Source organism: Treponema sp. OMZ 805, from assembly GCF_050937395.1.
In the GTDB taxonomy this organism is placed as follows: Bacteria; Spirochaetota; Spirochaetia; order Treponematales; family Treponemataceae; genus Treponema.
Genome location: NZ_JACCLP010000002.1, coordinates 87083 through 99525 on the forward strand (window position 1 = coordinate 87083; position 12443 = coordinate 99525).

General features: G+C 38.3%; 10 protein-coding genes and 1 pseudogene. 4 read left to right on the forward strand and 7 right to left on the reverse strand.

Translation table 11 applies throughout. The features are described 5' to 3' along the window. The first annotated feature begins 2 nt into the window (after window positions 1–2). From HGH47_RS02180 to HGH47_RS02190, 3 genes are all read left to right on the forward strand, one after another. Window positions 3–1556, forward strand: coding sequence for an NAD(P)/FAD-dependent oxidoreductase (locus HGH47_RS02180; protein ID WP_432910043.1), 1554 nt, complete (start codon window positions 3–5; stop codon window positions 1554–1556). Between the two features lie 166 nt (window positions 1557–1722). After that, window positions 1723–2970, forward strand: a complete 1248-nt coding sequence (locus tag HGH47_RS02185; RefSeq protein ID WP_212565487.1) for an NAD(P)/FAD-dependent oxidoreductase — start codon at window positions 1723–1725, stop codon at window positions 2968–2970. A 97-nt stretch (window positions 2971–3067) separates the two neighbouring features. After that, window positions 3068–3958 (forward strand): ketopantoate reductase family protein, encoded by an 891-nt coding sequence (locus tag HGH47_RS02190; RefSeq protein WP_212565486.1) that lies wholly within the window; start codon window positions 3068–3070, stop codon window positions 3956–3958. A gap of 229 nt (window positions 3959–4187) precedes the next feature. Here the strand turns inward: HGH47_RS02190 and HGH47_RS02195 are convergent, their stop codons facing one another. The 7 genes and pseudogenes from HGH47_RS02195 to HGH47_RS02225 form a co-directional block, all read right to left on the reverse strand. Next, the gene (locus HGH47_RS02195; protein ID WP_212565485.1) at window positions 4188–4478 is read right to left on the reverse strand and encodes a hypothetical protein; all 291 of its coding nucleotides are present in this window, start codon (window positions 4476–4478) and stop codon (window positions 4188–4190) included. Further along, window positions 4465–6300: a TaqI-like C-terminal specificity domain-containing protein gene (locus HGH47_RS02200; protein WP_432910048.1), complete on the reverse strand. Its 1836-nt coding sequence runs from the start codon at window positions 6298–6300 to the stop codon at window positions 4465–4467. Before HGH47_RS02200 ends, HGH47_RS02195 begins: the two co-directional genes overlap by 14 nt. Before the next feature lie 143 nt (window positions 6301–6443). After that, window positions 6444–6857, reverse strand: a complete 414-nt coding sequence (locus HGH47_RS02205) for a type II toxin-antitoxin system VapC family toxin (RefSeq protein ID WP_212565483.1) — start codon at window positions 6855–6857, stop codon at window positions 6444–6446. A 759-nt stretch (window positions 6858–7616) separates the two neighbouring features. Further along, window positions 7617–7841 carry a hypothetical protein gene (locus HGH47_RS02210; RefSeq protein ID WP_230974465.1) on the reverse strand — a complete coding sequence of 75 codons (225 nt, stop codon included), beginning with the start codon at window positions 7839–7841 and terminating at the stop codon, window positions 7617–7619. Between the two features lie 268 nt (window positions 7842–8109). After that, entirely contained in the window at window positions 8110–8601 is a 492-nt protein-coding gene (locus HGH47_RS02215) for a hypothetical protein (protein WP_002675099.1), read from the reverse strand. Between the two features lie 157 nt (window positions 8602–8758). Continuing rightward, window positions 8759–9784 (reverse strand): hypothetical protein, encoded by a 1026-nt coding sequence (locus tag HGH47_RS02220; protein ID WP_212565481.1) that lies wholly within the window; start codon window positions 9782–9784, stop codon window positions 8759–8761. Between the two features lie 379 nt (window positions 9785–10163). After that, a pseudogene (locus HGH47_RS02225) lies at window positions 10164–10259 on the reverse strand (phage integrase N-terminal SAM-like domain-containing protein); the annotation flags it as partial. Between the two features lie 278 nt (window positions 10260–10537). Between HGH47_RS02225 and HGH47_RS02230 the strand changes: the two are divergent. Further along, window positions 10538–12037, forward strand: a complete 1500-nt coding sequence (locus tag HGH47_RS02230; protein ID WP_432910053.1) for an MSP porin — start codon at window positions 10538–10540, stop codon at window positions 12035–12037. The last annotated feature ends 406 nt before the right edge of the window (window positions 12038–12443 follow it).

Genomic DNA, 12443 nt, shown 5'->3' on the forward strand with positions numbered 1-12443 from the left:
TCATGTATGATGTGATTATAATCGGCGGGGGTGTTGTCGGGTGTGCTATTGCACGCGAGTTGTCGCAGTACCGGCTGAGCATTGCATTGCTCGAAAAGCATTCGGAAGTTTGCGAAGGTTCCTCTAAGGCAAACAGCGCTATTGTGCACGGCGGATTTGACGCAAAACCTAATACGCTAAAATCCCGCCTCAATGTACGCGGAAACGAATTGATCCGCCGCCTTGCGCCGCAGCTTCAGTTTCATTTTAAGCAGATAGGTTCGTTGGTTGTCGCCTTTTCCGATGAAGATATGGAAGCAATCAAAATGCTCTATGAGCGAGGTATCGCAAACAGCGTACCGGAACTTGAACTTTGGAATTGGGAAAAGACCCTCGCGGAAGAGCCGAATCTTTCACCCGAAACGAGAGGCGCTTTATTTTGTGGGACTGCCGGTATCGTGTGTCCCTTTGGCATGACATACGCATTTATCGAAAATGCGGTAGAAAACGGCGTTGAGCTGATATGCGATGCCGAGGTTACCGGTATACAAAAAATAGATGAGGATATTTGGCACGCGCCAACACAGGATACCGCCGTTCAAACTGTAACTGCACAAACGTCGGCGCAAGAACATGCCTTTTCCGTAACGACATCGCAGGGTGTTTTTACTGCGCGGTATGTCATCAACGCCGCAGGGCTCTACGCGGATAAGATTGCCGCGATGATCGGCGACTACGATTACACTATCAATCCCCGCAAAGGTGAGTACCGTGTGCTGGATAAGGTGTGCGGCGATCTGGTGCATCACGTTATCTTTCAGGCGCCGACCAAAATGGGCAAGGGCGTTCTGGTAACTCCCACCTATGATAACAACCTTTTGGCAGGGCCGACAGCGCAGGACGTTGACGACCGCGAGGATACTTCGACAACGCTTGCCGGGCTAAACAAGATTGACAGTTCGGCAAAAAAATCGGTACCGGCGCTCGACTTCCGAAAAACCGTCCGCACCTTTACCGGCGTGCGCGCCCGCCCGAGTACCGGCGACTTTATGATCTATGCTTCAAAACATGCAAAGGGATTTATCCACGCCGGAGGCATCGAATCTCCCGGATTAAGCTCGGCGCCGGCAATTGCCGAATATGTTGCGGAGCTTTTGCAGTATGCAGGAGCGGAGCTGATAAAAAAGCCGCAGGTTGTTAGTGCACGGAAAGGTATCAGTCAGTTTTCCGCCCTTTCCAACGAAGAGCGGGCGACCCTGATTGCGGAAAATCCGCTCTACGGACGGATTATCTGCCGCTGCGAAACGGTAACGGAGGCGGAAATCGTTGAAGCAATCCGCCGCCCTGCCGGAGCGCGTACCGTTGACGGTGTTAAGCGGCGGGTACGCCCCGGAACCGGACGCTGTCAAGGAGGCTTTTGTACGCCGCGCGTTTTGGAAATCCTCAGTAGGGAATTACAGCTGCCGATGGAAAACATCGCCAAATCGGACAGAGGCACGGAGATTGTGTTGGGCAGATTAAAGAATGCCGGTGAGCGTAAAAGCTGCAGCGGCGATTTTCCAAAGCATTCAAGGTAACCTGTTCAGAAACGGAAGGTTCCGAACAGGTTTATTCGTGCGGAGGGTTTCATACCCTGGCGCTCTGCGTCGTAATAAAGGGTATGAAAGCCGACTGCAACCACCTTATGAGAACAACATACCCCGATGCTCTGCGCCGGGGTTGTTGATTAAACGGAAAAAGAGCATGATGAAATATGATGTTGTAGTGATCGGGGGCGGTCCCGCAGGTTTGGCTGCAGCCCTCGCCGCGCGGGAAACCGGCGTAAAAAAAATTCTGATTATTGAACGCGACCGTGAATTGGGCGGCATCCTCAATCAATGTATCCACGCCGGCTTCGGCTTGCATGAATTTAAAGAAGAACTAACCGGTCCGGAATATGCGCAGCGTTTTATTATGCAGACTGCGCAAACGGATATTCAGATAATGCTGAATACAATGGTACTCGATATTTCGCCGGAGCGGCTTATCACTGCGGCGGGGACGGGCGGGCTTAAAACCATACAGGCCGGAGCCGTTGTGCTTGCGATGGGTTGCCGCGAACGCACTGCGGGCGCGATTGCCGTAAAAGGGTACCGTCCCGCAGGCGTATATACCGCGGGCATGGCGCAGCGGATGATGAATATGGAAGGCTGCCGCATGGGGTGCGAGGTTGTCATTTACGGATCCGGCGACATCGGGCTGATTATGGCGCGGCGTATGACACTCGAAGGGGCAAAGGTAAAAGCCGTCGTAGAGATTATGCCTTTTTCGAGCGGACTCAACCGGAATATCGCCCAATGTTTGGAGGACTACGGTATACCGCTTTTGTTAAGCCATAATATCAGCTTTATCCACGGAAAGAACCGGCTGGAAGGCGTTACCGTTTCGCAAATCGATTCGCATTTTAACGAAATCGAAGGCACGCAAACATATTATCCCTGCGACACGCTCCTCCTTTCGGTAGGATTGATCCCCGAAAACGAGCTTTCGGTAAAAGCCGGTGTTCCGCTCGATCCGATTACCAACGGACCGATGGTTGACAGCACGATGCAAACGGAGATACCGGGGATATTCGCTTGCGGTAATGTACTGCATGTACACGACATCGTCGATTTTGTAACACGGGAAAGCAGAATCGCCGGTAAACACGCAGGGTTGTATGCGCTCGGCGCTCTACCCGATTCGGCTTTCATTCCCTGCACAGCCGGACGCGGTATCCGGTATGTGATGCCGCGCAAAGTGTTGACCCACATGCCCGACGGAGTGAACCTCTTTATGCGGGTTGATGCCATCTATCAAAACGCTACCGTATTGGTAAAATCGGGAGACACCGTACTTGCAAAAAAACGGATCGCCCGCATGATTCCCTCCGAAATGATCAATATCCCATTGAGCGCCGAAAAGATACGTTCTTTGACGGAACCGATCACCGCAGAAGTTACAGTGGAGTAATGGTGTGATTGCACCTGCTCCATCTGAAAGGTTTTAAGAGGCGTCTGCAGAAACAAATAGCACGATGCGAGAACATCGCATTTCAAGGAAGTCTACCATGAAGCTTTTAATCTACGGTGCAGGTGTAATCGGTAGTTTGTATGCCGCCGCGTTTGCTGAAGCTGGATATAACACCGCTGTGTACGCACGAGGGGAAAGACTTGAAACACTGCAAACCCTCGGTCTACAGTATGAAAAAAACGGCACCATCCACAGAGCAAATGTTACCGTTATCGGTACATTGGAAAATGATGATTTGTATGATTTTATCTTTCTAACCGTAAAAGAAAATCAGGTGCATAAGGCGTTAAAAGAGTTGAAGTACAATATCAGCCCGAATATTGTTACAATGGTAAATACGCTTGAACCGTATAGTAATTGGGAACGTATTTGCGGAACAGGGCGCATTATACCGGCATTTCCGGGGGCAGGAGGCAGTTATGAAAACGGCATCCTTAAAGCGGACTTTACACCGCGTATTATTCAAGTTACAACCTTTGCTGAAATTAACGGAAACCGATCGGCACGGTTGGGAAAATTAGCGGTTATTTTTAGGGTATCGAACATACCGCATGGAATTGTAAAAAATATGCACTGCTGGCAAGTCTGCCATCTGGCGCTGGTCGTTCCGATTGCCGATGCGTATTACAAAGCAAAAAATCCGGAAACGGTTTGGAAAGAAATCGCAGTAATGTATGATACTGCACAACAAATTAAAAGCAACTTTACTATGTTATATCGTTTCGGTATAAAACTTTCCCCGCCTAAGATGTATCTTTTAAGACTTTTACCCGTCCGGATATTACAGATTATTTTTACACTCATTTTTAAAAGCCATTTCGGATATATGTTTATGTACCACCACTCGATGAAAGCTCCCGATGAAATGAAGCAGCTACACATACAATTCTACCGATATCTTGAAAGGACAACTGGAAAAAGCTGTTGATACATTGACAAAAGCGGCAAATCTGTATGGGCATATTCGGCTGTAGGAGCTTTGATACCTTCAGAAAATCATTAGAATATTCAGTTTCTGGCATCTGATATTTAAATTTTGTCAGAATTTCTGTTTCCATTTTTCTCCTTCTTGCTGCCCGAAGGGTAGTCCACATAACATTGTTTTAAACCGCAAACCAGCTTGACTGGTTTGTCGGCTTTGAATTTATTGTTATGTGTTATTCTTCATATTTTTCAATTATTGCTTGTCTTAATGCTCGCCCTTCAACTTGGAATTTCTGTATGGAAGCAATGTTTTCACGAGTAATCATTACCTGCCCTTCATAATCATTTCTTAGCTCAAGATAATCATCATAAGAAAGAATCTTTTCTTCAACAAGTTTTGTTATAATGTACTCGTATTTATTGAACGGATATACATTTTGAATGTTTTCAATTTCAGAGCAAAAATTATCAGCATTTTTGACTTTTGAAATCAAGAGTTCCAATTCATTTTCAAGTGTTTCCATAAACACTCTCCTTAATGTAATTGTATTCGGTATCTGATATTTTAAAATAGGAACAAATGATTTTATCGGCATCTTCTTGTTTCTTTGCGGCTGTCAATATATCTGCATATACATCATAAAATAATTTGACCAAATCATTGTTTAACATAGGTAATGGAAAATCTTGAAAGTGTTGTTTTAATACTTTTTTTGATTTAAATTTTTTCTGATAGATAAAAGAATAGATTGGACTGTTAAACAAACACACTAAGATTTCCATTGGATAATTATTAGATATAATAACATTGGCACTGTTTAAAATTAAGCTATTGCTATCTAACGCACAGACAATTTTATCGGAAATAAATTTATACACAATTTTTTTAGTACGGTACATTTCTACGGGAGCGACCTGTTGAAATATCTCAGGAGTAAAACGTATAAAAGTTTCCGGTGATTTTAATTTATACGGTAATATATCTTTTCCTCGAAACACAGCTTCTTCATTTCCACCCTTGATTTTGTGAACATATTTTTTATTATTTCCTGTTACAATACCTAAAGCAAATTTCGTATCGGTGGGAAGTTTCACGGAATATTCAGAATAAATCTTATTTAAAATTTTATCATCATTTTCAGAAATAGTATAAGATATAAAATAATCCGGTGCAGAAATATTATGTATATTGAGTTTGTTCGTTTTTTCTTTTTTAACAGTAATTTTGATACAACCTTTTACAATTTCAGAAAGCTTTAAAAGCACACATTCTGATTGAACCCCTTTAAATGCCATTCCCAATGGTAGAATATCTATATTTCGATGAGAGTTTAATAAAAATTTTCGAATATTCTTATGAGTTGAAACATTTAATATGGATTCCGGAAGGAAGAAATTTAATTCACCTTTTTCACATAATTTTTGCATTGAATTATATAAAGCAATGCTGAAAACTTCTGTTGTATCTAAAAGCGGATAAGCATCTAACAAAAAATTTTTCTGTTCTTTTGCGAGTTTACTTCCCCATGGCGGATTTGTAACAATAAAATCATATTTTTCTTTATTCTGATTGAACAAATCACTTGTATTCGTAAAAATTAAATCACGCCGTTCAATATGAGGAGAAATAAATGCATCTTCAAAAAACAGAACAAGATTGATATAACAGATTAACAAAGCGGTTTCATCAATATCAAAGGCAAAAATATTTGATGGATTATGCTGCTTCGTAAGTGTATTGATTAAAATACTTCCGCTTCCGCAACAAGGATCTAACACTTTTGCTTTCAATGGAATTTCGATTGAAGTAAGAAGTTCAGCAGGCGTGTAAAATGAACCATCCTTTGATTTACAGGCAATGCTTTGCACTGATTGATAAAAAGCACCTAAAATATCATCATTCTTATTTTCTATATGAAAATTTTGGAAAATATTTTTACCATTGTAAATACTATTTATTTTTGTAAAAATTTCTGAGTTTTTATTGTATAAATTATTGTTTATAAGAATTTGTTTTCCTAGACAAGCGGTAGCTTCTAGAATAGAGAGATTACTGGTTTCAAAATCTTCAATAAGTTTTACAAGAAGCTCTTTTCTTTTTTTATCTTTGATTCCTAAAAATATAAGATCTGAAGATTTTTGGTATGAGCGATTGGCTCTTGATTGCAATCTATTTGTACTTGTTTCAATAGAAGTGATCAAAGCTGAGTATACATCTTTTGTATAATATCCGTCTTTAGGAGATGGAATTACACCGGTTTTTATCCAATTGTTTACAGTGGCAAGAGAAATATTAAATCTATTTTGAATATCTTTTTTTGCAAAAGTTGTTTTCAACTTATTCATATTAATTAAGTATATTCTATTTTTGATTTTTATACTATTCCTCATGAAAAAAGCTGCCCACAGGGCTGTTCACATAACTGCCGCTTAACCTGCATTTTCGGCTCGTCCGCAATGTCAGGTTGAAGCGAGTGTTAGGTTTTATTTCATTTTAGATTTAAAAAATCTTCCGGACTAATTATTTTGACAGGAGAATTCCTAAATCCATTTTCAGCATCTCGTGTAATGATATAATCCGGATTTGCATTTTCCGAACATTTCATTTGAAGCGCACCTTCCAAATCATTCCAGTCTGCATTGTCTACAAAAGCAAGAAAATCTTGTTTTCTTTCTGATAAAATTGTGAAAAAATTACAAAGCAGTTTTATTATACTTTTTCTGCTTTCAATATTATAAGATTTTCTGGAAATAAAGAATACATCGGAAATTGAATGCGCTGTAATAAAACCTGTGTGTTTTTTACAAATACAATCTTTGAAAATTTGATTTGATGCATCAAAGAATTTTTTTCTATTTTGGACAATATCAAGAATAATATTTGTATCAATTAATATTTTCATACTTACGATCCATATTTTTCAGAAAAATACTCCGATTTGGCATCTTCAATAGTTATATCTGAAGAAATACAGCCTGTAATCTGTTTTAATAAATCCATTCCTGCTTCAGTTGATAGTTTATCTTTCTTCTGAGATTTTATGACATTTATTTTATAATCCAGTAAATCAAAAAAATCAGAAACATCTGAAAGAAATTCAACAGGAATGGATTCAAGCCTTTTTCCAAAACTTCATATGGAACTTGATAAGATCGTTTTTTTGATGTATTTATCATTGTATCAGACATATAATCCTCCTAGATTCAACTACTATATTTCTTTGTGATTTATATAAAGTCAGACGGAAACCGCCCGAAATATTTACATATTATTGACTTTGACATTACATTTCTCAGTATTGCATTTACAAATCTCATATTACGAATTCCTATTTCCTCCCATTAACAAATAGATTATGAATATATGTTGAAAGTTTCACTTACAACGAAGGTATCGCTCTGCGGCATCAGCCTAAGGTTTTATAATTATCCTTACAATAATTATAATATTTTCTAAAATATTCATTATCTGTAATTTTAATAACTAAAATTTATTTTTTCAACTGGCTATACAGTATCTCATTTTCAGTTTTTCCTAATCCAATTATTATTTTTTCAGTCTTAGAGCTTATCAATAAATACGGCGCTCCAGCTTTTAAAATATACAACCGAACATCTCAAAGTTCATTATAATAGAAATGCCCTATTTTAATCGGTCCAAGTCAAAGTCCATTTTTTCTTCTACCTCCAATTGGAATATTTTCAATTTTTATTATATTTTCAATTTCTGCTATTGGTATTTTTACACCGTACATACCTTTGACTATAAGTACATCATTTTCCACAAATGCGCCAGTTGTTTTATAAATTCCTATAAATGATAAAATCAGTAACACAAGAATTCCAAGCGTTAAAACTGCTTTAAAAGTCTTTTTTTCAGAATTCATTTTCCATCTCCTTGTATAAATTTTATTTGCATCCGAAAATTTACAGGTTTGATTTTTAACTTCTTCACTTTCTAAAAGAATAAATATACTTACGAATTTTTTCTCTCCAGACTTATTCTTTTTAAGTGCCGCTGTGCGGCATCAATCTAACTACCGCTTAACCTGCATTTGCGGCTTGTCCGCAATGTCAGGTTGAAGCGGGTGTTAGACGTCTTTCATTTATTTTGTACTAATAATCTTAATTCTTTTTCCATAACAAATGGGCATCCTAAAACAAAGTACATATCCACGCTAGTGCAGCACAAATCGGAATATATATAATGTAATGAATGACATGTGTTTTCCAATTATATCCAAATAAATGCGAACCTACCATATCCTTAACTTCCGGATAAAAATGAGGAAAGAAATTTGAATGACAGAGAAGAACCCAATCGAAAAACACAATATCGAAAGTTTCCATTCCGTAAAGCATAATTAAAAATCTTATGAAAAATTCAATAAAATTAAAATTATTATGAATTCCGTCCCATGCTCCAAGTATAAATGCACCAAAAAGGATAAGAAAAGCAATTGCAATTATAATCCAACCGATTATATGTGCACCGTGAAATCTTTCTTTTCGGTCAGGAACAGCATCATAAACCTCTTTGGGGGCTGAAGAAAAAAACTTCTTGTTTTGAACAAAAGCCACACCTCCATACAACAAAAGAAAATAAAACACCATCAGCATAAGAGTTGTTATCATTGTTATTGCCATTTGTTATACACCTTATTTATTTGTATTATATTTTAAATTAAAAAACTAGCGGATCTATGAGAGCGTCCAACTAATATTCTTTCTTAAACAGATGAATTTTCTGCTTCACGAATACAAATCCCTTTTTTTATATTCAAATACATTCCTGTTTGTATTGTTATTTAATAATAAACTGCATATCTACAAAATCAAATTGAATTATATGGTTATAGAAAAAAACATTACCAAGCCCATTTAGTTTCATCATATGAGATTGTGCTCCTTTATTAAAACCAGAGCCTTTTATTGTTGAATAAGCACCATTCATATTGTTGTAAATAACCTCACCTATTTTTATATCATTATAAGAATACATTACTCTTGGTGTAATAGGAACTTTATCTTTATAGCCATATCCATAATTTGAATAATCATTTATATCATATTGTTGATTTCTATCTCCAAAATTATGTCTTGGAGTAAACCCATAATTACCTGTATCAATCATTCCGAATTCAGGTTGTCCTCTATATTCAAAATAAATATCAAATTCATCATTAGGACTTTGATACATTTTTAAAGCAGCACCATCAAGTTTTTCGTCATTTAAAATAATATATTGATTGATAAAGTCTATTGTAACTCTGTCATAATTCAATAGAAATTCAGCTCCGATAACTCCATCAAAAGTTTCATTAACATTAGGATCATATCGCAGAGAATTGTCTCCAAAAGATACGGAAGCTAGATAATTAAGATTATAATTAGACCATTCGTTTTTTAAATATTGAGCAACTTCTTTTTCTGAAGAATGATTCTTTATCAGCTCTAGTTCATTCTGTTTGATATATTCAACTACTTTTTGTATGAAATCATCTTCAGTCACATTAATCTTTTCTAATAAAGAATAATAAAACCAGTTCCGTGTAGAGCCTGAATCTAACATTACATATACGTCATTATTCCCTTCTACTTTTAAAACAGGTTTTCCCAAACAACCATAAAAATTCATTGTAAAAGGAATTCGTGAATCTGTTCGCTCACGATTTAATTCTTCTTTAGCTTTAGAGTAATCAAATTCGCTTTGTGTTAACTGTTCGGTCAATATTTTTCCATCATAACTGAGTTTTTTACCGTCGGAATTATTTTTACAAGAAATTAGTAGTGAGCAATATACTACTGTTAGAAAAAATATTTTTTTCATTAATCTTCCTTTTTATAAAATTTTTATAGTTTATATTATATTTTTGAAACCATTTTTCAATCGCCTCTTTGTTTTACTTGATTTTTTTTCTTCCGTGCGAGCTTTAATACAACCGCTTCCTAATTTGCCCTAATAAACAAAAAATATCCAAGCCATTGGGCAATCCGTCTAACACCTTTTCGACCTTTCCTCATAATATCATAAAAACTACTCGTTTACAATCTAAACTGCTACAAGATAAGAAATTAAATCTTTCTGCCATAATATTAACCTGCACACAGCATCAACAGCCGGATTAGACCTATCATCACTAAACAGGCTAAAGAAAAATTACAGCCTATCTATAGGGCTTTGCTCGCCAAGACCACCGCGGTTAGGGAAACAAAAGAGCGGCAAGCGCTTGATTTTGACTTGAAGCAGCGACTTTTTCTTTTACTGCAAGATAGCTCACAAAGGGATTTATCTCCGCATCGGAATAGGCGTATCACTTTCCCCAATCGTTCCGGTGTTCAAAACTATCGCTTCATGCGGATCGCTGTCATTACTTTCTCAATTTTACAGAAGCGAGGATAACTCTTGCTTTTATGATTATATGGAAGAGAGATTGCGTGTAACAAAAAAAAAGCAAAAAAGTTACAAAATTAATGATTGACAAATGAAAAAAAATCTTATAGCATATATCTAATTAAAGTTGGTCGCTAAAAAGCGTGTTACGCTTTGGCCAAAAAAGTATTAAAGGAGGTATTTTTCATTATGAAAAAATATCTACTCGTAAGCTTGACTATTCTTTTTGCTGCTACTTTTGTGTGGGCAGAAGAAGCTACAACTACCGAACCGAGCGTCGATATTGAAGCCGACGCAACCTTAAGCTGGGGATTTGACCTTGGCTCAAAGACTAAACCGGGTTTTAAGAACGGATTCAAGAACGAAGCTTCTTGGAACGTAACATTCCCGCTCCTCAAGAAGGCTAATAAAACTTCTACCAAGAGTGATGTACCCGTATACGGCGAAGTTACTTTAAAGGATGTGGGGCTGAATCTTGTCAGCGAAAAAGATAGCGGTGGACGTTTTATCATGGACGGGAAGGTAGACAAACTTGCCGCTAAATTGGTTATCTATGACGCTTATGTAACCGTCTTCAATAAGCCGAGCTTTGCAACAGACTATGCTAAAATATGGGAACCTGTTGATACCGATCAGTATATACCAGAAGACTATAGATTTAAGCCCTCATTTGGTGGCTATGGTACAAAGATCGGCTATGCAAACAAGGACTTGATGGCCTTGGATGTCGGTTTAAAACTTGGTTCCAGCAGCAACTGGGCTCCTGACGATCCGTCTGCAATCCAGCATATGAAACATTTTGATGGTTCTACCAGATTGGAAGGGGGTGAATATATCTACATATACGATCCTGATACAAAGGACTGGAAGTGGACCGAAGGTGGTGGTAAGGGCACATGGAATGGCGATCCTCTGTGGTTCCCGCCGGCTGGTGACTATTATTTTACCGCTACAAAGAATGGCGATGCCGAGGTGTATCACTACGGAATCGGCTTTGATTTTTCTATGAAGCCGCTTGATAAAATGCTTACAGTTGCCTTTACCGTTAACTCTACATTTGGTAAACAGTATAAAAAGGTTGATGATGGTCTTCTTAATCTCGGTTTTGAAGTAACCTCAGAGCCGATGGATGGATTAAAGTTAAAGGCTGGTTTTGATGGTAAATATGTGTTTGATAACAAAGCATTTGACTGGGATACCGTATTTACTGCTGAATACAAATGGGTAGGCGCAGGTGTGTATGTTGCTTCTGCCAATACAAAAGTTGGAAGTAGCAAAATTGATATGGCAGTATTTGCTCAGTTTGCAACAAAGGGCGATAAAGAGGATGCGACCAACCTTGTTGAAGGTTTGGATGCAGGTGTCTATATCGGTATGTACAAACTGCTCGGTAGCTCTAAATTCCCGTTCTTTACAAAGGTTTGGGGTGCATATACGGTTAATATCAACGATTCTATGTGGATAAAGCCGTTCGCAAATCTTTGGCTTGAAACCAACCATGGTACTCAAGCTGTTGGTCTTGTTTATAACCTTGGTGTAACTTACAGCCCTGTTGAAAAGGTTGAAGTAACGGCAAAATGGAGTCATGGCAAAATTAACACTGATACTCACAGCGGTATCATTAAGTCCTCTGTTATCGACAGCGAACACAGAGGTCGTTTTGTTCTTTCTCTCAAAGTTAGCTACTAAGCCATATTTGGTCTCATAGCTAAACTTAAAAGCCTGTTCCGCACCACGCGGAGCAGGCTTTTTTATTTGTACACTGTACCCTGATGCTTTGCGTCGGGGGTATTAACCTCTTCCTTTTTTAGCCAAAAGCCCATCTTATGGAGTACGAACCACTGCGCCGAGCATGCAAAAGCACCTATCGGTAGTCTTCAAAATCCTTACAGCCTCGTCCAAAAATGTACCTCCTTGTACTTCTCTGCCGATGTATCTCCTTGTTACATCGGCAGAGGACAAGTTTTGTGCCAAAACTCCTATGTTTTTTGTCAAGTAGAAAAGCAAAACTTTTTAGTTTTTTCTCTGCTTGACCGCTCCCGCCCATCCGTGGGCGTTCTGACGACGAGTCCGCATTGCGAACTCGATTCTGCTG